Source organism: Haemophilus sp. SZY H56 (assembly GCF_054332415.1).
Genome location: NZ_JBTGNX010000005.1, coordinates 142,683 through 166,109 on the forward strand (window position 1 = coordinate 142,683; position 23,427 = coordinate 166,109).

At 40.1% G+C, this 23,427-nt stretch carries 30 protein-coding genes; 13 read left to right on the top strand and 17 right to left on the bottom strand.

All coding sequences use genetic code 11. From position 1 onward, the window contains the following. Positions 1 to 61 precede the first annotated feature (61 nt). The 10 genes from nudE (at position 62) to ACXVWP_RS05465 (ending at position 9,068) form a co-directional block, all read left to right on the top strand. A complete protein-coding gene (gene nudE / locus ACXVWP_RS05420) occupies positions 62 to 610 on the top strand; it encodes an ADP compounds hydrolase NudE (RefSeq protein WP_128787967.1) in 549 nt (182 codons plus the stop codon). A gap of 114 nt (positions 611 to 724) precedes the next feature. Beyond that, a complete protein-coding gene (locus ACXVWP_RS05425) occupies positions 725 to 2,725 on the top strand; it encodes an OPT family oligopeptide transporter (RefSeq protein WP_289902149.1) in 2,001 nt (666 codons plus the stop codon). A 47-nt stretch (positions 2,726 to 2,772) separates the two neighbouring features. After that, positions 2,773 to 3,582 carry a 3'(2'),5'-bisphosphate nucleotidase CysQ gene (cysQ, locus tag ACXVWP_RS05430; protein ID WP_289902169.1) on the top strand — a complete coding sequence of 270 codons (810 nt, stop codon included), beginning with the start codon at positions 2,773 to 2,775 and terminating at the stop codon, positions 3,580 to 3,582. Positions 3,583 to 3,655: 73 nt separating this feature from the next. After that, positions 3,656 to 5,137, top strand: a complete 1,482-nt coding sequence (gene zwf, locus ACXVWP_RS05435; protein WP_126470169.1) for a glucose-6-phosphate dehydrogenase — start codon at positions 3,656 to 3,658, stop codon at positions 5,135 to 5,137. An 88-nt stretch (positions 5,138 to 5,225) separates the two neighbouring features. Next, positions 5,226 to 5,924 carry a 6-phosphogluconolactonase gene (gene pgl, locus ACXVWP_RS05440; RefSeq protein ID WP_289902150.1) on the top strand — a complete coding sequence of 233 codons (699 nt, stop codon included), beginning with the start codon at positions 5,226 to 5,228 and terminating at the stop codon, positions 5,922 to 5,924. A gap of 33 nt (positions 5,925 to 5,957) precedes the next feature. Further along, the gene (locus ACXVWP_RS05445; RefSeq protein WP_126470165.1) at positions 5,958 to 6,350 is read left to right on the top strand and encodes a GNAT family N-acetyltransferase; all 393 of its coding nucleotides are present in this window, start codon (positions 5,958 to 5,960) and stop codon (positions 6,348 to 6,350) included. 26 nt (positions 6,351 to 6,376) lie between these two features. Then, a complete protein-coding gene (locus tag ACXVWP_RS05450; RefSeq protein ID WP_289902151.1) occupies positions 6,377 to 6,793 on the top strand; it encodes a hypothetical protein in 417 nt (138 codons plus the stop codon). An 87-nt stretch (positions 6,794 to 6,880) separates the two neighbouring features. After that, positions 6,881 to 8,335, top strand: coding sequence for a decarboxylating NADP(+)-dependent phosphogluconate dehydrogenase (gene gnd, locus ACXVWP_RS05455; protein WP_289902152.1), 1,455 nt, complete (start codon positions 6,881 to 6,883; stop codon positions 8,333 to 8,335). Positions 8,336 to 8,414: 79 nt separating this feature from the next. After that, positions 8,415 to 8,735, top strand: coding sequence for a DUF4298 domain-containing protein (locus ACXVWP_RS05460; RefSeq protein ID WP_049357286.1), 321 nt, complete (start codon positions 8,415 to 8,417; stop codon positions 8,733 to 8,735). Between the two features lie 129 nt (positions 8,736 to 8,864). Beyond that, a complete protein-coding gene (locus tag ACXVWP_RS05465) occupies positions 8,865 to 9,068 on the top strand; it encodes a surface antigen (protein WP_049363959.1) in 204 nt (67 codons plus the stop codon). A 41-nt stretch (positions 9,069 to 9,109) separates the two neighbouring features. Here the strand turns inward: ACXVWP_RS05465 and srmB are convergent, their stop codons facing one another. Continuing rightward, positions 9,110 to 10,438: an ATP-dependent RNA helicase SrmB gene (srmB, locus tag ACXVWP_RS05470; RefSeq protein WP_128787965.1), complete on the bottom strand. Its 1,329-nt coding sequence runs from the start codon at positions 10,436 to 10,438 to the stop codon at positions 9,110 to 9,112. Between the two features lie 70 nt (positions 10,439 to 10,508). Here srmB and ACXVWP_RS05475 point away from each other — a divergent pair, with 70 nt between their 5' ends. Continuing rightward, positions 10,509 to 11,207: a tRNA1(Val) (adenine(37)-N6)-methyltransferase gene (locus ACXVWP_RS05475; RefSeq protein WP_172622026.1), complete on the top strand. Its 699-nt coding sequence runs from the start codon at positions 10,509 to 10,511 to the stop codon at positions 11,205 to 11,207. A gap of 34 nt (positions 11,208 to 11,241) precedes the next feature. Here ACXVWP_RS05475 and pnuC read toward each other — a convergent pair whose 3' ends face one another. Beyond that, positions 11,242 to 11,925, bottom strand: a complete 684-nt coding sequence (pnuC, locus tag ACXVWP_RS05480) for a nicotinamide riboside transporter PnuC (protein ID WP_128787964.1) — start codon at positions 11,923 to 11,925, stop codon at positions 11,242 to 11,244. 199 nt (positions 11,926 to 12,124) lie between these two features. On the opposite strand from pnuC, the gene rapA reads away from it, so the two are divergent. Both rapA and rluA read left to right on the top strand, forming a co-directional pair. Then, positions 12,125 to 14,887 carry an RNA polymerase-associated protein RapA gene (gene rapA, locus ACXVWP_RS05485; RefSeq protein ID WP_369866757.1) on the top strand — a complete coding sequence of 921 codons (2,763 nt, stop codon included), beginning with the start codon at positions 12,125 to 12,127 and terminating at the stop codon, positions 14,885 to 14,887. 1 nt (position 14,888) lies between these two features. Beyond that, positions 14,889 to 15,548 carry a bifunctional tRNA pseudouridine(32) synthase/23S rRNA pseudouridine(746) synthase RluA gene (gene rluA, locus ACXVWP_RS05490; protein ID WP_289902153.1) on the top strand — a complete coding sequence of 220 codons (660 nt, stop codon included), beginning with the start codon at positions 14,889 to 14,891 and terminating at the stop codon, positions 15,546 to 15,548. 58 nt (positions 15,549 to 15,606) lie between these two features. Here rluA and rplQ read toward each other — a convergent pair whose 3' ends face one another. From rplQ to rplE, 15 genes are all read right to left on the bottom strand, one after another. Then, entirely contained in the window at positions 15,607 to 15,990 is a 384-nt protein-coding gene (gene rplQ, locus ACXVWP_RS05495; protein WP_005695104.1) for a 50S ribosomal protein L17, read from the bottom strand. Between the two features lie 40 nt (positions 15,991 to 16,030). After that, on the bottom strand, positions 16,031 to 17,020 hold the full coding sequence (locus ACXVWP_RS05500) for a DNA-directed RNA polymerase subunit alpha (RefSeq protein WP_369866755.1): 990 nt from the start codon (positions 17,018 to 17,020) through the stop codon (positions 16,031 to 16,033). 31 nt (positions 17,021 to 17,051) lie between these two features. After that, on the bottom strand, positions 17,052 to 17,672 hold the full coding sequence (gene rpsD / locus ACXVWP_RS05505) for a 30S ribosomal protein S4 (RefSeq protein WP_005625866.1): 621 nt from the start codon (positions 17,670 to 17,672) through the stop codon (positions 17,052 to 17,054). A 29-nt stretch (positions 17,673 to 17,701) separates the two neighbouring features. Continuing rightward, positions 17,702 to 18,091, bottom strand: coding sequence for a 30S ribosomal protein S11 (gene rpsK / locus ACXVWP_RS05510; RefSeq protein WP_005543603.1), 390 nt, complete (start codon positions 18,089 to 18,091; stop codon positions 17,702 to 17,704). A 16-nt stretch (positions 18,092 to 18,107) separates the two neighbouring features. Continuing rightward, entirely contained in the window at positions 18,108 to 18,464 is a 357-nt protein-coding gene (gene rpsM, locus ACXVWP_RS05515; protein ID WP_005548758.1) for a 30S ribosomal protein S13, read from the bottom strand. Positions 18,465 to 18,605: 141 nt separating this feature from the next. Beyond that, positions 18,606 to 18,719 carry a 50S ribosomal protein L36 gene (gene rpmJ / locus ACXVWP_RS05520; RefSeq protein WP_005625868.1) on the bottom strand — a complete coding sequence of 38 codons (114 nt, stop codon included), beginning with the start codon at positions 18,717 to 18,719 and terminating at the stop codon, positions 18,606 to 18,608. Between the two features lie 28 nt (positions 18,720 to 18,747). Further along, the gene (secY, locus tag ACXVWP_RS05525; protein WP_005695101.1) at positions 18,748 to 20,073 is read right to left on the bottom strand and encodes a preprotein translocase subunit SecY; all 1,326 of its coding nucleotides are present in this window, start codon (positions 20,071 to 20,073) and stop codon (positions 18,748 to 18,750) included. 7 nt (positions 20,074 to 20,080) lie between these two features. After that, entirely contained in the window at positions 20,081 to 20,515 is a 435-nt protein-coding gene (rplO, locus tag ACXVWP_RS05530; protein ID WP_005695100.1) for a 50S ribosomal protein L15, read from the bottom strand. A gap of 4 nt (positions 20,516 to 20,519) precedes the next feature. Beyond that, positions 20,520 to 20,699 carry a 50S ribosomal protein L30 gene (rpmD, locus tag ACXVWP_RS05535; RefSeq protein ID WP_046339253.1) on the bottom strand — a complete coding sequence of 60 codons (180 nt, stop codon included), beginning with the start codon at positions 20,697 to 20,699 and terminating at the stop codon, positions 20,520 to 20,522. A gap of 6 nt (positions 20,700 to 20,705) precedes the next feature. Continuing rightward, positions 20,706 to 21,206, bottom strand: coding sequence for a 30S ribosomal protein S5 (gene rpsE / locus ACXVWP_RS05540; RefSeq protein WP_005695098.1), 501 nt, complete (start codon positions 21,204 to 21,206; stop codon positions 20,706 to 20,708). Positions 21,207 to 21,220: 14 nt separating this feature from the next. After that, a complete protein-coding gene (gene rplR / locus ACXVWP_RS05545) occupies positions 21,221 to 21,574 on the bottom strand; it encodes a 50S ribosomal protein L18 (protein WP_005695097.1) in 354 nt (117 codons plus the stop codon). Between the two features lie 13 nt (positions 21,575 to 21,587). Next, entirely contained in the window at positions 21,588 to 22,121 is a 534-nt protein-coding gene (rplF, locus tag ACXVWP_RS05550) for a 50S ribosomal protein L6 (protein WP_049357263.1), read from the bottom strand. 15 nt (positions 22,122 to 22,136) lie between these two features. After that, on the bottom strand, positions 22,137 to 22,529 hold the full coding sequence (rpsH, locus tag ACXVWP_RS05555; protein WP_005625877.1) for a 30S ribosomal protein S8: 393 nt from the start codon (positions 22,527 to 22,529) through the stop codon (positions 22,137 to 22,139). A gap of 36 nt (positions 22,530 to 22,565) precedes the next feature. Continuing rightward, the gene (gene rpsN / locus ACXVWP_RS05560) at positions 22,566 to 22,871 is read right to left on the bottom strand and encodes a 30S ribosomal protein S14 (RefSeq protein WP_007242504.1); all 306 of its coding nucleotides are present in this window, start codon (positions 22,869 to 22,871) and stop codon (positions 22,566 to 22,568) included. A gap of 11 nt (positions 22,872 to 22,882) precedes the next feature. Next, on the bottom strand, positions 22,883 to 23,422 hold the full coding sequence (gene rplE / locus ACXVWP_RS05565; protein ID WP_005695093.1) for a 50S ribosomal protein L5: 540 nt from the start codon (positions 23,420 to 23,422) through the stop codon (positions 22,883 to 22,885). Positions 23,423 to 23,427: the final 5 nt, after the last annotated feature.

Genomic DNA, 23,427 nt, shown 5'->3' on the forward strand with positions numbered 1-23,427 from the left:
CTTCCTATTTCTCTCACTTTGCGTATGATGAGCCAATAATTAAGATAATAGGGCTAATATCATGAAAAAACAACTTCCATATATTCTTTCCATTTCCACCGTGGCAAAATCTCGCCTGTTTGAAATTCAAGCTGTTGATCTCAAATTCTCCAATGGAATTGACCGCACTTACGAACGTTTTCGCCCTTTCAATCGAGATTCCGTGATGGTGATTGCCATTGATGGAGAGGATCTTCTCCTGATTCGCGAATATGCTGTTGGAACGGAACAATATGAATTAGGTTTTGTAAAAGGTGGAATGGATACGGGAGAAACGCCCGAACAAAGTGCTAATCGCGAATTGCAGGAAGAAATTGGCTTTGGGGCAAAAACATGGACATTTTTACGCACGATGAAGATCAATCCACAAATCATGGGTCATAAAATGCACGTTTTATTGGGTGAAGATTTATATCCAAATCAACTAGAAGGAGATGAACCAGAGCCATTAGAAATCGTGCGTTACCCTTTATCTCAACTTGACACATTATTGGTGAGTGACGAATTTAATGAAGCAAGAAACTTAACCGCACTTTATACCTTGCTAGATTATTTAAAAAAACGTAAATAACTCGAAGAAATTTAGATAAATTCTAATCATAAGTAATTAACTTTAAATAAAACTTGAATAAATATTCTTTTTTTGAGAATGTATAGTCATTTTTCAAAATAAATAGGACAATCTATGTTGCATGATAATTTAAAAGAATTGACCTTTCGAGGAATATTCCTCGGTGCGTTAATCACAGTGATTTTCACTGCCTCTAACGTTTATTTAGGTCTTAAAGTAGGGATGACATTTGCCTCCTCCATCCCAGCTGCCGTAATCTCTATGGCAATTTTAAAATTCTTCAAGGATTCCAGTATCTTAGAAAATAACATGGTGCAAACCCAAGCTTCATCAGCGGGGACCTTGTCTTCTGTTATTTTCGTTCTTCCAGGCCTGTTAATGATGGGTTACTGGCAGGAATTCCCATTCTGGCAAACTGTGCTTATCTGCGCCTCTGGGGGCACCTTAGGCGTACTATTTACCATTCCATTACGTCGTGCAATGGTGGTGAACAGTGACCTGCCTTATCCTGAAGGTGTGGCAGCAGCTGAAATTTTAAAAGCAGGTAACAATAATGAAAACGATAGCGGTGTAAAAGATATCGCTTACGGCGGTATTTTTGCAAGTGTTGTTGCATTCTTAACAAACGCATTACGTGTCATGTCTGATAGCGCAAGTGCCTGGTTTTCCAATGGTAAGGCGGCTTTTCAACTACCGATGGGCTTCTCTCTCGCATTAGTTGGTGCCGGCTATTTAATTGGTATTGTAGGCGGTCTTGCAATGTTATTTGGAACATTTCTCGCTTGGGGTGTAGCTGTACCTTATTTCACGGCGACAGGTGATATGCCAACCGATGCTTCTATTGTAAGTTATGCGATGACGGAATGGAAAACCAAAGTTCGCTTTATTGGTGTAGGCACTATCGGTATTGCTGCAATCTGGACATTATTAATCCTTCTCAAACCAATGATTGAGGGAATGATTCATTCTTTCCGTATGTTAAAAGGCTCACAAGCACAATCCGAACATCGTATTGATATCGACTTATCACCAAAAACCATTATTTATATTTTGTTGGCGACTGTCGTATTAATCGTGATTTCCTTATATCACTTCGTTGCAGCCGCACCAATCTCTGCTGAACTTGCCGTGTTATTAGTGGTAGTTTGTACTGTACTTGCGGTGCTAATTGGCTTCTTCGTCGCAGCGGCATCGGGTTATATGGCGGGATTAGTTGGTTCATCTTCTAGCCCAATTTCAGGTATCGGAATTATTTCCGTTATCGTGATTTCACTTGTTTTAGTGACAATTGGTAAAAGCAGTGGTTTATTTGAAACGGCAGACGGTCAAAAATTCTTAACCGCATTGACCTTATTCACCGCATCTATCGTATTAACCACAGCAACCATTTCAAACGATAACTTACAAGACTTAAAAACCGGTCTTTTAGTTGAAGCCACCCCTTGGAGACAACAGGTTGCATTGATTATTGGTTGTTTTGTTGGTGCATTAGTGATTGCGCCGGTATTAGAGATTTTATACCACGCTTATGGTTTCACGGGTGCATTACCTCGTCCAGATATGGATCCAACACAAGCACTTTCTGCACCACAAGCAACCATTATGACCACTATTTCAAAAGGTATTTTCACCAACCAATTAGAGTGGACTTACATTTTAAGTGGTGTAGGTTTGGGTGTGGTGTTAATCATTGTTGATGCATTTATGCGTAAAACCAGCAACGGTCGCTTTGCCTTACCTGTTTTAGCAGTAGGTATTGGTATTTATCTTCCACCATCAATTAATATGCCAGTTGTAGTTGGTGCCGTGATGGCATGGCTTATTTCTCGTCATATTAAGAACTATGCAAAACGAACTCACAATACTGAAGTGGAGAAAAAAGCTGAACGTTTTGGTACACTTTTCGCTGCCGGTTTAATCGTGGGCGAAAGCTTAATGGGTGTTATCTTAGCCTTCATTATCGCGGCTTCTGTGACATCTGGCGGTTCTGAAGCGCCATTAGCCTTAGCGTTAGAAAACTGGGATAATATGGGTGAATTACTCGGTCTTGCCGTATTTATCTTTGGTATCGTTATTTTCGCTTCTCGTGTGCTACGAGCGAAAAAAGCCCAATAATCAATCACCATAGGCTATCTTCCGATAGCCTATTTTTATAAGAGAAAATTATGCAATTATCTCAATCTCTTCTCGATCAAGTTCGCTCGCTCGCCAATGAAGCGGGAAAACATTTGGCTCGTTTTTATCAACAGAATGTGGCAATACAAACTAAATCGGATAACACACCTGTGACAGAAGCAGATTTATTTGTCAGCCAGTTTTTAATCGAAAAACTAACCGCTCTTTTCCCTGATATTCCTGTTCTCTCAGAAGAAAATTGCAATATTCCGTTTGAACAACGTCAAACTTGGCAAACCTATTGGTTGATCGATCCCCTTGATGGCACTCAGCAATTTATTAATCGCACGGATCAATTTTCGGTCTTAATTACACTCGTGCAAAACCACCAACCTATACTTGGCGTCATTCACTTTCCTATTCTAAATATCACTTATTACGCCATGAAAAGTTTCGGGGCTTTTAAACAAACCGACAAAGAGATAAAAGCCTTACAACCACGAAAAATTGATCTCACAAAACCTTTAAAAATCGCCGTAGGCGCAACTACTTCGCAAGAAAAAGTGCGGTCAATTTTAGCGAAGAATTTGTCATGCGAATTTACGGTGGTCGGTTCAAGTAGTTTAAAAAGTGGCTTAGTCGCAGAAGGAGCGGTTGATTGCTATATTCGCCTCGGCAAAACCGGCGAATGGGACACTGCAGGCGCTGAAATTTTATTAGCTGAAATCAATGGTAGAATTTTCGATCCACAATTTCAGCCACTTACCTATAACCAGCGTGAAAGTTTAATTAATCCAAACTTTGTGATGGTGTCAGATAATACACAAAATTGGGCATCTGTCTTTCAATTTAATTGATTGGTTCGATTGGTAAAGTGCAGTAATATATTACATTATTTAAAATAACCGACTCGGAACAATAAGGAATAATATGCAAACGAATAATAACTGTATCGTGATTTTTGGTGCTTCTGGTGATTTAACCCACCGTAAACTCATTCCAGCACTTTACAATCTTTTCAAATTTGGTCGCCTGAACCAATTTTCTGTATTGGGTGTCGCGCGCTCAGAATTAAACAATGACACTTTCCGTGAAAAAATGCGTGAAGCGCTACTTAAAACAGAAGAAACTACGCCAGAAACGCTAGACGCTTTTTGTAGCCATCTCTATTATCAAGCCATAAATACATCTGATGCGGCTGATTACGGTAAATTAGTACCTCGTTTAGAAGAATTACATACTAAATATCAAACGAATGGCAATACCCTTTACTATATGTCAACGCCACCAAGCTTATATGGTGTGATTCCAGAATGCCTTGCAGCTCACGGTTTAAATACAGAAAAAGAGGGTTGGAAGCGCATTATTGTCGAAAAACCTTTTGGTTACGATGAAAAAACAGCGCAAGAACTCGACGTTCAAATTCATCGTTTCTTTGAAGAGCATCAAATCTATCGTATTGATCATTATCTTGGTAAAGAAACTGTACAAAACTTACTTGTTTTACGTTTCTCAAATGGGTGGTTTGAGCCTCTTTGGAACCGTAATTTCATTGATTATGTGGAAATTACCGGTGCTGAATCAATGGGTGTAGAAGAGCGTGGTGGTTATTATGATGGATCCGGTGCAATGCGTGATATGTTCCAAAACCACTTATTACAAGTTTTAGCCATGGTTGCCATGGAACCTCCTGCAATCATCAATGCGAACTCAATGCGTGATGAAGTAGCCAAAGTCATGCATTCTTTACGCCCATTAACGCAAGATGATGTTGAACACAACTTAGTGCTTGGTCAATACACCGCAGCCGAAATTGATGGCAAAGAAGTCAAAGGCTATTTACAAGAAAAAGGCGTACCAGCTAACTCTCGCACTGAAACCTTTATGGCCTTACGTTGTGAAATCGAAAACTGGCGTTGGGCAGGTGTACCTTTCTATGTACGTACAGGTAAGCGCTTGCCGGCACGTGTGACAGAGATTGTGATTCATTTTAAAACTACACCACATCCTGTATTCAGCCAAAATGCACCAGAGAATAAATTGATTATTCGTATTCAACCTGATGAAGCGATTTCAATGCGTTTTGGTTTGAAAAAACCAGGCGCAGGTTTTGAAGCGAAAGAAGTATCAATGGATTTCCGTTATGCAGATTTAGCAGGCGCGCAAGTATTAACCGCTTATGAACGCTTATTGTTAGATGCGATGAAAGGCGATGCAACCTTGTTTGCTCGTACTGATGCTGTGCATGCCGCATGGAAATTTGTGCAACCGATTTTAGATTACAAAGCGAATGGTGGGCGTATTCACGAATATGAAGCGGGTACTTGGGGCCCTGTGGCAGCCGATAAATTAATTGCAAAACAAGGCAAAGTGTGGCGTAAACCGACAGGTTTAATGAAGAAAAAAGTTTAATTAATCTAATGTAGGGTGGGTTAAAGCCCACCTCTGTTAATATAGAATATAATAAATTGTGGGCTAAAGCCCATCTTACGGAAAATCAATGAACTCTATCAGCTTCCCAACAGCTCAACACGCAGTCGATAAAATTGCACAAGAATTTGTGATTTATAGCCAATTAACTCACCCTGTGCATATTTCCCTTTCTGGTGGTTCAACGCCTAAGTTGTTATTCAAAACCTTAGCCAAAGCGCCTTATGTAGAACAAATTAACTGGAAAAATCTGCATTTTTGGTGGGGAGATGATCGTATGGTTCCGCCATCTGATCCTGAAAGTAACTATGGTGAAGTGCAAAAACTTTTATTTGATCACATTCAAATTCCAGCAGAAAATATTCATCGAATTCGTGGTGAAAATGAACCGCACTTTGAGCTAAAACGTTTCGAAGAAGAATTAAGTGCGGTCATTCCAAACGGTGTTTTTGATTGGATTATTTTAGGTATGGGAACAGACGGTCATACCGCGTCTCTCTTCCCACATCAAACCAATTTTGATGATGAAAATCTAGCTGTCATTGCAAAACACCCTGAAAGTGGTCAAATTCGCATTTCTAAAACAGCCAAACTCATTGAACAAGCCAAACGCATTACCTATTTGGTTACCGGCGAAAGCAAAGCGGATATTTTAAAAGAAATCCAAACGACTCCTGCAGAAAATCTGCCTTACCCTGCTGCCAAAATTAAATCAAAAAATGGGGTGACGGAATGGTATTTGGATAAAGCAGCAGCTAAATTGCTATAACAAGTTGAGTATCAAATATTACAGGCTTGCAAAATGATAGACTACAAAGTGAATGAACCGATTTCAGTTAAACAATTTATTGCACTGCTAAATAAAACAACGCTAGGGGCACGCCGTCCGTTAGAGGATGAAAAACGCATCGCAGCGATGTTGCATCATGCGGATTTATTAGTCACCGCTTGGGATGGTGAACGATTAGTGGGTGTGGCGCGTTCGGTGACGGATTTTGCCTATTGCTGTTATTTATCTGATTTAGCAGTTGATGAACAATATCAAAAACAAGGTATCGGTTTACAGTTAATTGAACATACTAAACAAGCCTTACATCCTCAAGCAAAAATTGTGCTTTTATCTGCTCCGCAAGCGGTGGATTACTATCCGCATATTGGGTTTACGCAACACATGAGTGCGTGGATGAAGAGTTAATTTATTAGAATGATATGGAGACAAAAATGAAAAAATTGTTTGTACTACTTACTTCAACTTTGTTATTTGCTTGTTCATCTGGGCCATCTTTAAATCAGTTAGCGGCACAAATGCCAAAAGATAATCGCTCAGTAATGCTTCAAGTTCCAGAAGCAGGAAACCCAGTTTCAAATGGAATGCTTGTAGCAACGATTAGAACCGCAGGTGGTACTTCAGGAAAACGACTCGTATCTCTTTTAGCTACAGATAATTTACATATCGGAATTGCAGGGAACAGTCAATCTGTGAATAAAGCAGTTGCTATGTATGGACTAAATAATGCAGAAAAGGTCGGCAAAGATGTATCTTTATACCTTGTTGGAGATAGTGAAAGCGATAAAGCAGATCTAGGAAAAGCAGCAAAAGCGAAAAATGTAGAAATGCATTACATTATGCAAAAATAATCAAATTAAACACAATATAGGATTAGCCTACCAGTAACATCATAACAAATTACAGTAGGCGATTCCTCTTATCAACAGGAGAAAACAATGTCAGTAAAAGGCGACATCGGTGTTATCGGCTTAGCCGTAATGGGGCAAAACCTCATTTTAAATATGAACGATCATGGCTTTAAAGTTGTGGCATATAACCGTACCACGTCAAAAGTGGATGAATTTTTGCAAGGTGCGGCAAAAGGCACCAACATTATCGGCGCATACTCATTAGAAGATTTAGCTTCTAAATTAGAAAAACCACGTAAAGTGATGTTAATGGTGCGCGCGGGTGATGTGGTGGATCAATTCATTGAGGCATTATTACCGCACTTAGAAGAAGGCGACATCATTATTGATGGCGGTAACTCAAACTACCCAGATACCAACCGTCGTGTAAAAGCATTGGCTAAAAAAGGCATCCGCTTTATCGGTTCGGGTGTTTCTGGCGGTGAAGAAGGTGCGCGTCATGGACCATCCATCATGCCAGGCGGTAATCAAGAAGCATGGCAATATGTTAAACCTATCTTCCAAGCAATCTCTGCTAAAACCGAACAAGGTGAGCCTTGCTGTGACTGGGTTGGCGGTGAAGGCTCTGGCCACTTTGTGAAAATGGTTCACAACGGTATCGAATATGGCGATATGCAATTAATCTGTGAAGCTTACCAATTCTTAAAAGAAGGTTTAGGCTTAAGTTATGACGAAATGCAAGCCATCTTCTCAGAATGGAAAAAAACTGAACTTGATAGTTATCTAATCGATATCACCACTGACATTCTTGGGTATAAAGATGCCGACGGTGAGCCGTTAGTAGAAAAAATCTTAGATACAGCTGGCCAAAAAGGGACAGGTAAATGGACGGGTATCAACGCCTTAGATTTTGGTATTCCATTAACCTTAATCACTGAATCCGTCTTTGCACGCTGTGTTTCTTCATTTAAAGATCAACGTGTTGCAGCAAATCAATTATTCAATAAAACTGTTACTCCAGTTGAAGGTGACAAAAAAGTTTGGATTGAAGCGGTGCGTAAAGCATTATTGGCTTCAAAAATCATTTCTTACGCACAAGGTTTTATGCTTATTCGTGAAGCCTCTGAACAATTTGGTTGGGATATTAACTACGGTGCAACGGCGTTATTATGGCGTGAAGGTTGTATCATTCGTAGCCGTTTCTTAGGTAACATTCGTGATGCATATGAAGCAAATCCAGATTTAATCTTCTTAGGTTCAGATAGTTACTTCAAAGGCATTTTAGAAAACGCATTAAGTGACTGGCGTAAAGTGGTGGCAAAATCTATCGAAGTGGGTATTCCAATGCCATGTATGGCGTCTGCGATTACCTTCTTAGACGGCTACACGTCAGCTCGCTTACCAGCAAATCTTCTGCAAGCTCAGCGTGACTACTTTGGAGCGCACACTTACGAGCGTACTGACAAACCACGTGGCGAATTCTTCCACACCAACTGGACCGGTCGTGGCGGTAATACCGCATCAACGACTTATGATGTGTAAGTCTAAAAACGTATGATAAACTTACCGCACTTTGTTCGCATAAAGTGCGGCTTATTTTTACCTTATTTTGGAGAAAGCTATGTTACCTCAATCACGCTTAGATAAAATTTCAGAAATGGAAAACCTTCTCAATGAAGCGGAGAGTTTCTTAGCTGACGCGGAACAATTTCTTGAAAAATGGCAAGCCTTCTTACCCAAAATGAAAACCTTAGAACACTATTATTTTGATGGTGACTGGCGAGAAGATTATCAAGCTTATGAGGACGGTAAAATCCCAGAGGATATGCCTTGTGGCGTATTAAGTGAAGATTTAGTGTTTAATGCCAGTACAGGGCATCATAGTTTGGCAATTGAATATTTGAAAGTGGTTGCTAAAGTATTAGATCAAGCTAAAGATTAACATTCAAGATATTTAATTGTTCAGAAAAATACCGAAAAACGCATTTTTCTGAACTTTCACTCATCTCTATTTGTCTTATGGATTACTATCACAATGGATAGTTTTATATGTTAAACACGGAGAGATCCTATGAAATTAATTGGAAAATCATTTCTTATCGCGATGACTGTTATTTCTCTTGCAGCATGTGGAAATATGAGTCGTACTCAAAAAAATACAACAACTGGCGCAGCTATCGGTGGCGCAGCAGGCTATATGCTTGGTGGTAATACCGCAACCACATTAGGCGGTGCCGCATTAGGTGGCGTAATCGGTAGTCAAGTCAATAAATAGTCAAAAAAATAACCGCACTTAATGAGTGCGGTTGTTTTTTATTATTCCTCGGCTGTTTTTTCTGCGCTTGGTTTACGACGTTTACCAATGTTTTTCGTATCTTTATGACGAAGTTTGGCTTTCTTCTTCACCTCTGATTTTTTCTTTTCTTCACGCTTTTCTTTAATACGCGCTTTTTGCTTTTTAGACATGGATTTTACTTCCCCATCTTTCGGTGGTTTAGTGCGAGGCTCTAATCCTTCTAAAATACGTGCTTTCAACAGTTCTTCCGTGTAGCGCTTAATTTTACCGAGCAATTTATAATCATGAGCCTCCACAAAAGAAACAGCAGTACCCTTTTTCCCTGCACGAGCCGTACGACCAATACGATGTAAATACGTATCTGCGCTGTAAGGCAAATCGAAGTTCATGACATGTGTCACATCATCGATATCAATCCCGCGAGCAGCCACATCAGTGGCCACTAACACAGTAACCACTCCCGATTTCAGTTTATCAATAGCATTATTACGTTGAGTTTGTGCCATATCGCCTTCTAAATAAGTAGAACGAATGCCACGTTTACGCAAGGTTTCAGAAAGTTCTCGTACATCTTCGCGACGACGGACAAACACAATGCCGCGACTCACGTTTTCGGTTTCGATAAAACGCGAAAGCAACTTAATTTTATGTTCATTGCTATCGGCGTGATAATACCACTGGTTGATTTTCTTGCGTTCACGACGACTTGGCTCAGCATCAATTTTGACTGGGTCATTTAATAAACGATCGGCAAAATCAACTAATAGCTCCCCTTCTAATGTCGCTGAGAAAAGGAGCGTTTGTTTACGCCAACGCGTTTCAGCGGCAATTTTCTCCGCATCTTGGCCAAAGCCCATTTGCAACATGCGATCTGCTTCATCAAAAATCAGCATTTCTACCGCACGACAATCAAAGTTTTCTTCTTTGATGTATTGCAATAAACGCCCTGGTGTTGCCACCACGATATCCTGATTTGAATTAAATACTTCCCCATGATTTTGATACGCCACACCGCCAGTAATGGTTGCAATCTTCAAATGCGTGAATTGTGCCAACTCTTCCGCTTGCTCTGCAACCTGCATCGCTAATTCACGGGTTGGCGTTAAAATTAAAATGCGAGGTGCGCCTGGTTTACGACGAGGATAATCCAATAAATGCTGAATTGCCGGCAATAAAAATGCAGCTGTTTTGCCTGTGCCTGTTGGTGCAGAACCGAGCACGTCACGCTCTTCCATAGCAGCAGGAATCGCTTCTAATTGAATGGCTGTTGGGCGAGTGTAGCCTTTCTTTTCTAAGGCTTTTAATAATTCAGGGGAAAGATCGAATTCTTCAAATGGGGATAAATTCATTATTTTGCGTTAATTTGTTAAAATTGGGGCTGATTATACCTGAAAGTGCGGTCATTTTCCGCAAGATTTTATGAGCAGCTTTACCTTCAAACAATTCCATATTAATCAACAACATTGTGCAATGAAAGTCGGCACTGACGGCATTTTACTGGGTGCTTGGGCGGATGTGTCTGATTGTCAGCGTATTCTTGATATGGGGACTGGCACAGGCTTGGTTGCATTAATGCTTGCCCAACGAAGTCATGAGCATTGCCAAATTGAAGCCGTTGAACTTGATCCCCTTGCAGCACAACAAGCACAAGAAAACTTCAAGGCTTCGCCATGGCACAATCGTCTTCATTTAACACGCCAAGACGTGCAAGCTTATTGCCAACAAACAGCGCATCAATTTGATTTAATTGTGGCGAACCCACCTTATTTTGCACAAGGTGTAGAGTGTAAAAATGACGAACGAGCCCTTGCCCGTTATGTTCAACAAAGCCATTTAGATTGGTTAAATTGGGCGGCGAGTTGTTTATCCGAAAAAGGAAAGATCAGTTTTATCTTGCCTCATGAGGCGGGAAAAATATTGATAAATTCAACCGCACTTTATTGCATCAAGCAGACTGATGTTATTACAAAGACAGGGAAAGATCCACAACGGATGTTACTCACATTTAGCCGAGAGCATTTACCACAGGTAAAAGATAGCTTGGTGATTTATGATGAAAACAATCAGTACACAGAGGAATTTATTGCGTTGACGAAGGCATTTTATTTAAAAATGTAAGGGCATATTACTATGCCCTTTTTAATTAATGTGATTAGTGACTTTCCGCTTTGACGAGTTTCGTCCAGTTGTAATAACCGTATAATGAGTTAAGTAAGTAAGCACTATACATCAAGTACATTGCCGGCTGTTCTGCCCAAAGCAAAATGGAAAGCACATTTAAAACAATCCACAATAACCATTGCTCACGATAACGTAAAATCATCAATAATTGCGCTGCTACGGTAATAATCGTGGTTAAACCATCTAATCCTGTAGAACTCCCGCCTGCCGCTTTTAAGGCTTGAACAAAGCAAAAAGTACCAATCCCAACACTCACGAGTAAAATTGCCCAACCTTTTGGCGTTAAGGCTTTTGCAATTACACTTTCACCACCATTATCGTTTTGCATGTGTTGTTTCCACATAAAATAACCGATAAATTGTGATGGGATATACACATAGAGCACCGTATTCATTTCACCAAGGAAATTGTTTCCCCAGGCGACATAAAAATAGGTGTAAGCAAAAATAAGCCCAAAGAAATAGTTGCTAATTTTCCCTTTACTCACCAATACCACACAGAGAATACCAGCAATCCCCGAAATCATGCCTAATGGGCTATCCGGCGCAAGAACATAAGCAATAATTTGTGCAGCAAGAAAAATAACTATCCACGCCACTTCAAAAGGCTTCCAACCGGATAAAAATTCTTCTTTAAGTCGTTCTGTCCAATTCATGGAACACTCCTGTTTTATGAAAAAGTACGTCATTTTTACACCGCACTTTTTTAAAGTAAAGCTTAGGTGACATTTAATTTAATTATTGTGAGAAAAATCACACTTTATTTTTCATGCTTTTACTCGTGTGCGCCTTGCATTCCCTTATAATCAGACTACAATATCGCCCCATTTTAAGAGATTCATTAAGAGAAACATGATGTTATTTGCAATCGGTCAACGTTGGATTAGCGAAACAGAAAATAGCCTTGGATTAGGAATGATTACTGCCTTAGATTTTCGCACGGTTACCCTTCACTTTCCTGCCGCAGATGAAACCCGAATTTATGCGGTAGCGCAAGCACCCTTAACCCGAATTGCATTGAATAAAGGGGAACAACTTCATCACCAAGCAGGTTGGCAGGGTGAAGTCCTTGATATTCAAGAAATGAATGGTCTCTTATTTTATTTAGTCAAAAATGCACAAGGCGAAGATGTTATCGTCAATGAAAAAGAACTTTCTCCGATAATATCTTTTAGCCAAGCGAAAGATCGCCTCTTTTCATCACAAATTGATCGCAGTGAACATTTTGCGTTGCGCTATCAAACCCTTCTGCATCAACAAGCTCAATTTCAATCGCCTTTACGAGGCTTACGAGGCAATCGTGCGGGTTTAATTCCTCATCAGCTTCATATTGCGCAAGAGGTAGGAAATCGTATCAATCCTCGCGTACTCTTAGCGGATGAAGTGGGGTTAGGCAAAACCATTGAAGCGGGGATGATTTTGCAAAACCAGCTTTTTGCTGAAAAAGTACAACGTGTGTTAATTATTGTACCGGAAACCTTACAACATCAATGGCTTGTGGAAATGCTTCGTCGTTTTAATCTACATTTTTCATTATTTGATGAAGAACGTTGTGAAGATTTTGCCGAACAAGCCATCAATCCATTTAGCACGGAAAGCTTAATTATCTGCGCATTAGATTGGTTAAAAGCACATCCTCATCGCGTACAACAAGCCATTGAAGCTGAATTTGACTGTTTAATTGTCGATGAAGCGCATCATTTGGCTTGGTCTGAAAATGCACCAAGTACCGCTTATTTATTGGTGGAACAATTAGCGAAGGGTATTCCGTCTGTTTTATTACTCACTGCCACGCCTGAACAACTAGGTTTAGAAAGCCATTTCGCACGCTTGCGCTTGCTTGATCCTGAGCGTTTTTATGATTACCAAGCTTTCCTAAAAGAACAGGAAAATTACCAACCTGTTGCGGATGCGGTGCAATCTTTACTCTCAGAGAAGCCGCTAAGTGCGGTCGAAAAAAATCATATTTCTGATTTACTCAATGAGCAGGATGTCGAACCATTATTCAAAGCCTTAGACTGTCATAATGACGACGAAAAGCAAGCGGCACGCCAAGAACTCATTCAAAATCTCATCGACAGACATGGCACAAGCCGTATTTTATTTCGCAATACACGCCAAGGGGTGAAAGGTTTCCCGCATCGGGTTTACCATCAAATAACGATTGATGCGTCTGAAGTAGACGAAAAAATTCATTGGTTAATTGATTTTCTAAAATCACACCGAAATGAAAAAATCTTAGTCATTTGTAAAACAGCACAAACGGCAATTCAACTTGAGCAAGTTTTACGAGAAAAAGAAGCCATTCGTAGTGCTGTTTTCCATGAAAGAATGTCAATTATTGAACGAGATCGTGCGGCAGCTTATTTTGCCGATACCGATAATGGCGCTCAAGTTTTACTGAGTTCAAGCATTGGTTCTGAAGGCAGAAATTTCCAATTTGCTTGTCATCTCGTACTCTTCGATTTACCAGAGAATCCAGACTTACTTGAGCAATGTATCGGCCGTTTAGATCGTATTGGACAAACGCGAGATGTACAAATTTACGTACCCATCCTCGCAGGTTCTGCACAACAAGATTTAGCACGCTGGTATCATGAAGGATTAAATGCTTTTGAACAAACTTGCCCTATTGGTATGACATTGTTTGAACAATATGAAGCTTTATTAAAAGTGCGGTCAGAAAACAAAGCGGATTTTGAGCAACTCATTCTCCAAACGCAAAAACAAGCAAAAATATTGCGCTTAGCCTTAGAGAAAGGGCGTGATCGTTTGTTAGAATTAAATTCTAATGGTGGAGAAAAGGCACAACGACTTGCGTCAGAAATTGCTCAAACCGATAATTCGCCACAATTAGTCGATTTTGCACTGAATTTATTTGATATTATTGGCGTAGAGCAAGATGATTTAGGTGAAAGCAGCATTGTTATCACGCCAACGGGCACCATGCTTGTTCCTGATTTTCCAGGACTAAAAGAAGAAGGTGTCACAGTAACTTTTGACCGACAACTTGCTCTTGCGCGTGAGGAATTAGAATTTCTTACTTGGGATCATCCAATGATACGCCAAGGCATTGATTTAATCGCTTCTGGTGACATTGGCAAAGCATCAATGGCATTATTAGTCAATAAACAGCTACCAGCTAGCACGCTGCTGATTGAATTGATTTATATGATTGAAAGCCAATCATCAAAAGGTTTACAACTGAATCGTTTTCTTCCACCTACACCTGTTCGCTTATTACTGGATAGCAAAGGAAACGATCTCGCCGGACAAGTTAATTTTGATACATTGCAAAATAAACTTAAGCCGCTAGGCAAAGACATTGCGAATAAAATGGTCAAAATGGCTCGTCCAAATATTGAGCAATTAATTAAACTAGGCGATCACAAAATGACCGAAATCGCACAAGCTCAAATTCAAGAAGCCAGTAGATTAGCCGATCAAACATTGAGCAATGAACTCAATCGACTTATCGCCTTGAAAGCAGTAAATAAAAATATTCGCCAGGCGGAAATTGATGTATTAGAAAAACAACGCGCGCTTTCGCTGGAAGAGTTAAGTAAAGCAAGCTGGCGATTAGATAGCCTTCGGGTAATAGTGACAAACAAGGAATAATATGGCACTTATTGAATACCATCCCCCTTTAGAACCGTATTTAGATATTATCTATCAAGATAATCATATCTGCGTGGTAAATAAACCAAGCGGTTTACTTTCAGTTCCTGGCAATCAACCTGAATACTACGATAGTGCAATGAGCCGAGTAAAAGAGAAATTTGGATTTTGTGAACCTGCACACCGTTTAGATATGGCCACAAGTGGGATTATTCTATTTGCATTAAGTAAAGTGGCAGATAAAGAATTGAAACGTCAATTCCGTGAACGTGAGCCAAAGAAATATTATCAAGCTTTAGTATGGGGACACTTAGAACAAGATAGTGGGGAAATTAATCTTCCTATGATTTGTGATTGGGAAAATCGCCCTCGTCAACGCATTGATTTTGTATTTGGCAAAAGAGCGGTCACTTTTTATGAAGTTTTAGAACGGTTACCAACTAACTGTACTCGAGTGAAACTGACACCAATCACAGGACGTTCGCATCAACTTCGTTTACATATGCTCGCGCTTGGACATCCCATTTTAGGGGACAAGTTTTATGCTCACCCACAAGCTAAATCGATGTCACCTCGCTTATGCTTACATGCAGAAGAACTTACGATTACGCACCCTATTACAGGTGAAAAAATGACATTCAGAGCTAAAGCTGAATTTTAGAAAAACAAGATATAAAAAAGGCTCACTGATGTGAGCCTTTTTATTTTATAACAAATTATTATTCCGCTGCTGCTTCTGCAACTTCTGGACGATCAACTAACTCAATGTATGCCATTGGAGCGTTGTCACCTGCACGGAAACCACATTTTAAGATACGGGTGTAACCACCTGCACGTTGAGCAAAACGTGGACCTAATTCATTGAATAATTTCGCAACAGTTTCGATGTTACGAGTACGAGCGAATGCTAAACGACGGTTTGCAACGCTATCTTCTTTTGCTAATGTAATTAACGGTTCAACTACACGACGTAATTCTTTAGCTTTTGGTAAAGTAGTCTTGATGATTTCATGACTAACTAAAGCACTTGCTAAGTTACGGAACATCGCTTGGCGATGGCTGCTATTACGGTTTAGTTGACGACCACTCTTACGATGGCGCATGATCTTATCCTTCTCAGAAAAATCTTAACCTATGACCAAACTAGTCTTCAGCAATACTTGCTGGTGGCCAATTCTCAAGGCGCATACCAAGTGACAAGCCACGTGAAGCGAGAACATCTTTAATTTCAGTAAGCGATTTCTTACCAAGATTAGGCGTTTTTAATAACTCAACTTCTGTACGTTGTACTAAGTCACCGATATAGTGAATTGTTTCTGCTTTCAAACAGTTAGCAGAACGAACTGTCAACTCTAAATCGTCTACAGGACGTAATAAAATCGGATCAAATTCCGGTTTTTCTTCCTTGACTTCAGGTTGACGAACATCACGCAAATCAACGAATGCATCGAGTTGCTCTGCTAAAATTGTTGCTGCACGACGAATTGCTTCTTCCGGATCAATAGTCCCGTTAGTTTCTAACTCAATAACTAATTTATCTAAGTCAGTACGCTGTTCAACACGTGCTGCTTCAACATTATAAGCAATACGGTCAACAGGACTATAACAAGCATCCACTAATAAACGACCGATTGGGCGATCTTCATTTTGTGAATGAGTACGAGCAGATGCAGGTACATAACCTCTACCACGTTGAACTCGAATACGCATATTAATAGATGCATTTTCGTCTGTTAAGTGACAGATTACATGTGATGGATTAACAATCTCAACATCACCATCATGGGTGATATCAGCTGCAACAACAGGGCCAATTCCAGATTTATTTAATGTCAGAATAACATCATCTTTATTCTGTACTTTAACCGCTAGACCTTTAAGGTTTAAAAGAACTTCAAGAATATCTTCCTGAACACCTTCTTTACTACTATATTCATGCAGTACGCCATCAATTTCTACTTCAGTTACAGCACAACCTGGCATTGAAGACAGAAGGATACGACGTAATACATTCCCTAGAGTATGACCAAAGCCACGCTCTAACGGTTCTAAGATCACCTTAGCATGAGTAGAGCTAATTTGCTCGATATCTACTAAGCGTGGTTTTAAAAATTCTGTAACAGAACCCTGCATTTTATCCTCTCTTTGCTTTTAAGCTTAACTATTATTTAGAGTAAAGCTCAACGATCAGATGTTCGTTAATGTCTGCTGATAAATCAGAACGTTCAGGAACACGTTTGAACACACCTTCCATTTTCGCAGAATCAACTTCTAACCAAGTTGGTTTTTCTCTTTGTTCTGCTAATTCTAATGATGCTTTAATACGTGCTTGTTTTTTAGATTTCTCACGAACAGCAACGACATCATTTACAGAAACTTGGAAAGATGGGATATTTACAACACGACCATTCACGACAATCGCTTTGTGGCTCACTAATTGACGAGCTTCTGCGCGAGTTGCAGCAAATCCCATGCGATAAACAACGTTATCCAATCTACCTTCTAATAATACTAGTAAGTTTTCACCAGTATTACCTTTTAAACGGTTTGCTTCTTTATAGTAGTTACGGAATTGACGTTCTAAAATACCATAGATACGACGAACTTTTTGTTTTTCACGTAATTGACTACCATAGTCAGACAAACGCGGTTTACGAGCACCGTGTTGACCTGGTGCTGTATCAATTTTACATTTTGAATCAATCGCACGCACACCTGATTTAAGGAATAAATCAGTGCCTTCACGACGGCTGAGCTTGAGTTTAGGGCCCAAATATCTTGCCATTTTCTTTCTCCAACTATCCTATTACGCCATTAAACACGACGTTTTTTCGGTGGACGACAACCGTTATGAGGAATCGGAGTCACATCAGTGATGTTCGTGATACGGAAACCCGCTGCATTTAATGCACGGATTGTTGATTCACGACCCGGACCCGGACCTTTAACCATAACTTCCAAGTTCTTTAAGCCGAATTCTTTAACGATTTCAGCACAACGTTCTGCAGCAACTTGTGCAGCGAACGGGGTAGATTTACGAGAACCACGGAAACCTGAACCACCTGCTGTAGCCCAAGCTAAAGCATTACCTTGACGGTCAGTAATGGTAACGATTGTGTTATTGAAAGATGCGTGAATGTGTGCTACGCCATCTACAACTTGTTTTTTTACACGTTTACGTGCACGAACTGGTGTTTTAGCCATTCTTTATTTACCCCGACTATTTTTTGATCGGCTTACGTGGACCCTTACGGGTACGCGCATTAGTTTTAGTACGTTGACCACGTACCGGTAAACTACGACGATGACGTAAACCACGGTAACAACCTAAGTCTAAAAGACGTTTGATGTTTAGTGTTACTTCACGACGTAAGTCACCTTCAACGGTAAATTTACCAACTTCGTCACGCAGTTTGTCAATCTGCTCTTCAGACAATTCGCTGATCTTAACATCTTCAGCAATACCCGCTGCAGCACAAATGCTTTTAGAACGAGTTTTACCGATACCGTAAATTGCAGTTAAAGCGATTACAGCGTGTTTGTGATCAGGAATGTTAATGCCTGCAATACGGGCCACTATGCACTCCTATTATTTTAACTAATTTGGTATTCTGATCTTGAAAAGCCCGTTTTCAGGATACTCAAACAGAATACCAAGGACATAAATGAGTTGAGTAGTATAACTACTCAACCGGTTCTTTGCAAGAAGAAATGTTAATTAACCTTGACGTTGTTTATGTTTAGGGTCGCTGCATAATACGCGAACAACACCTTCACGTTTAACAATTTTACAGTTACGACACATCTTCTTAACGGAAGCACGAACTTTCATTGCTTATCCTTTTTACTTAAATGAACAATTACTGTCCAAAACCTTTAAGGTTTGCTTTTTTTAACGCAGATTCATATTGAGACGACATTAAGTGACTCTGAACTTGCACGATAAAATCCATAATTACAACAACAACGATCAATAAGGAAGTACCACCGAAGTAGAATTTAACATCCCATGCTGATGTCATAATGTAAGGGACCAAACATACGAACGTTACATAAAGACCGCCAATTAATGTTAAGCGAGTCATGACTTTATCAATATAACGCGACGTTTGTTCACCTGGTCTAATTCCTGGGATAAATGCACCAGATTTTTTTAGATTATCTGCTGTATCACGTGGATTATATTGCATTGCAGTGTAGAAGAAACTGAAGAAAATAATCGCCACCGCATAAACAAGAAGATATAAAGGTTGTCCAGGATTCAACAACATTGATAAGTCATTTAACCACTCAAACTTATCATTCTGACCAAACCATTGTGTCAATGTAGCAGGGAATAAAATAATGCTCGAAGCAAAAATTGCTGGCATTACGTTTGCCATATTAACTTTTAATGGTAAGTGAGTTGAATGACCACCTAAAATTTGACGTCCTTGTTGACGCTTAGCATATTCAACACGAATTCTACGTTGTCCACGTTCTACGAAGACAACAAAATAAGTTACTGCAAAAACAATAGCAGCGATTAGTAGAAGAACTAAAGGATGCATTTGTCCTTGACGAGCTTGCTCAACTGTTTCGATGATTGCATGTGGCAATCCTGCAACAATACCACCAAAAACAAGAATTGAGATACCGTTACCAATACCTCTTTCAGTAATTTGCTCACCTAACCACATTAAGAACATAGTTCCGGTCACAAGACTCACTACTGCAGTGAAGTAAAAAGTAAAACCGATATTTGGCACTAACTGCGGCAACATATTCGGTAAACCAGTAGAAATGGCGATAGCTTGGATAGTAGCAAAAACCACCGTTGCATAACGAGTATACTTGGTAATTTTTCTTTGTCCTGCTGCGCCTTCTTTCTTCAATTCTGCTAAAGCAGGTGAAACCGTAGCAAGCAATTGCATCACGATAGATGCCGAGATATACGGCATAATACCTAATGCTAAAATTGATGCTCGGCTCAATGCACCACCAGAGAACATGTTTAACATATCAATGATGGTGCCTTTTTGTTGTTCAACTAATTGAGCTAGCACGGCGGCATCAATACCAGGAAGCGGAATAAAAGAACCAATACGATAAACGATAAGTGCACCTAATACAAAAAGCAATCTGCTTTTCAGTTCACCAGTACCACTATTAGTACTTCTGCTTTGATAACCTGGTTGTTTAGCCATTTGCTAATTATTCCTCAACTGAACCGCCAGCAGCTTCGATCGCTGCTTTTGCACCTTTAGTTACACGTAAACCACGTACAGTAACTGCAGATTTCACCTCACCAGCTAAGATAACTTTAGCGAATTGAATATCTTTAGTTAAAATGTTTGCAGCTTTTAATGCTTCTAAAGTGACAACATTTCCTTCAACTTTTGTTAATTCGTTTAAACGAACTTCAGCAGTTACAGCTGATTTCATTGAAGTGAAACCAAATTTTGGTAAACGACGGTACAATGGCATTTGACCACCCTCGAAACCACGGCGAACACCGCCGCCTGTACGAGATTTTTGACCTTTATGACCACGACCACCAGTTTTTCCTAAACCTGAACCAATACCACGACCAAGGCGTTTTGCACTGTGCTTAGCACCTTCAGCCGGAGATAGAGTATTTAAACGCATTCTCTTACTCCTCCACTTTAACCATGTATGAAACTTGGTTAATCATACCACGTACTGCCGGAGTATCGATTAACTCAACAGTATGGTGCATATGGCGAAGACCAAGACCACGCAAGGTAGCTTTGTGCTTCGGTAAACGAGCAATTGCGCTACGAACTTGAGTTACTTTAATAGTTTTAGCCATTATCAATTACCCCAAAATTTCATCAACGGTTTTGCCACGTTTAGCAGCAACCATTTCTGGTGATTTCATATTTGCTAATGCATCAATAGTTGCACGAACAACGTTGATTGGGTTGGTTGAACCATACGCTTTAGAAAGAACGTTACGTACACCAGCAACTTCTAACACTGAACGCATTGCACCACCTGCGATGATACCTGTACCTTCGCTAGCTGGTTGCATAAATACGCGAGAACCAGTGTGAACGCCTTTAACAGGGTGTTGTAATGTACCTTCATTTAAAGCGACATTAATCATATTGCGACGTGCTTTTTCCATCGCTTTTTGGATCGCTGCTGGAACTTCGCGAGCTTTACCATAACCAAAACCTACGCGACCGTTACCATCACCTACTACTGTTAAAGCAGTAAAGCTCATAATACGACCACCTTTTACAGTTTTTGATACACGGTTTACTGCGATTAGCTTCTCTTGCAGTTCACCAGCTTGTTTTTCGATGTTTGACATCTCAATTTACCTCATTAGAACTGTAGACCAGCTTCACGTGCAGCGTCCGCTAAAGTTTGGACACGACCATGATATTTAAAACCGGAACGGTCAAAAGCAACGTCTTTAACGCCTTTTGCTAATGCACGCTCAGCAACAAGTTTACCTACTACTGCTGCGGCATCTTTATTACCGGTATATTTAACTTGCTCACGAATTGCTTTTTCAACAGTTGAAGCAGCGGCAAGCACTTCTGAACCGTTTGGTGCAATAACTTGTGCGTAGATATGACGCGGAGTACGGTGAATAACTAGACGAGTTACACCTTGCTCTCTCATCATATGACGTGCACGAGCTGCACGACGGATACGAGCTGATTTCTTATCCATAGTGTTACCTTAATTATTTCTTCTTAGCCTCTTTCATACGTACTACTTCATCAGAGTAACGTACACCTTTACCTTTATAAGGCTCAGGACGGCGATAAGCGCGAATATCTGCTGCAACTTGACCAATTAACTGCTTATCAGCACCTTTTAAAACGATTTCCGTTTGTGAAGGGCATTCTGCAGTAATACCTGCTGGTAAAGTGTGCTCCACAGGGTGAGAGAAACCTAAACTTAATGCAACTGCGTTGCCTTTAATTTGAGCTCTGTAACCAACACCCACTAGTTGTAATTTCTTAGTGAAGCCTTCAGTAACACCGATAACCATTGCATTAACTAATGCACGAGCTGTACCCGATTGAGCATTCGCTTCAACAAAACCTTCACGTGGAGTGAAAGTAAATTGACCATTATCTTGTTTAACTTCAACTGATTTATGAATTGTGCGAGATAACTCGCCATTTTTACCTTTTACTGTTAATAGCTGACCGTCGAGTTTAACTTCAACGCCGGCAGGAATATTAACAGGTGCCTTTGCAACACGAGACATTTTCCTACCCCTTTATTAAGCTACGTAACAGATGATCTCACCGCCTAAGCCCGCTTGACGAGCTGCACGGTCAGTCATAACACCTTTAGATGTAGAAATTACAGCAACACCTAAACCACCCATAACTTTTGGTAATTCGTCTTTACGTTTGTAAATACGAAGACCAGGACGGCTTACACGTTGGATGCTTTCTACAACCGGTTTTCCTTGGAAATATTTTAAAGTAATTTCCAATTCAGGTTTTGCACCTTCTAAAACTTTAACGCTTTCGATATAACCTTCAGCAGCTAATACGTTGGCAATTGCCACTTTTAGCTTGGAAGAAGGCATATTGATTGCAACTTTGTTCGCAGCTTGACCGTTACGAATACGGGTCAACATATCTGCGATTGGATCTTGCATACTCATTGTACTTTTTCTCCGATTCCAAAATAAAGTGGTATATTACCAGCTCGCTTTTTTAAGGCCTGGGATCTCGCCACGCATAGCAGCTTCACGAACCTTAATACGGCTTAAACCAAACTTACGTAAAACGCCGTGAGGACGTCCAGTTTGGCGGCAACGGTTACGTTGACGACTAGGGCTAGAATCACGTGGTAAAGTTTGTAACTTTAACACTGCATTCCAACGATCTTCGTCAGAGGCATTGACATCAGAAATGATTTTCTTTAATTCTGCGCGTTTAGCGAAGAATTTCTCAGCCAATTTAACGCGTTTTACATCGCGTGCTTTCATTGATTGTTTTGCCATTATAACCTGCCTTATTTACGGAATGGGAAATTAAAGGCAGCAAGTAGTGCTTGACCTTCTTCATCATTCTTAGCAGTAGTTGTGATAGTGATATCTAAACCACGTACACGATCTACTTTATCGTAATCGATTTCAGGGAAGATGATTTGTTCACGCACACCCATGCTGTAGTTACCACGACCATCAAATGATTTCGCACTTAAACCGCGGAAGTCACGAATACGTGGAACAGCAATTGTAATTAAACGTTCAAAGAACTCCCACATACGCTCACCGCGTAGTGTTACTTTACAACCGATTGGATATCCCTGACGGATTTTAAAGCCAGCAACAGATTTACGAGCTTTAGTTACTAAAGGTTTTTGACCGCTAATTGCTGCTAAGTCCGCTACTGCGTTGTCTAGCAATTTCTTATCGGTCAATGCTTCACCCACACCCATATTCAGGGTAATCTTTTCGATTCGTGGGACTTGCATGACAGATTTGTAGCCGAATTTATTTTTTAACTCGTTTACTACTTGATCTCTGTAGTAATCATGCAGTTTCGCCATCGCAT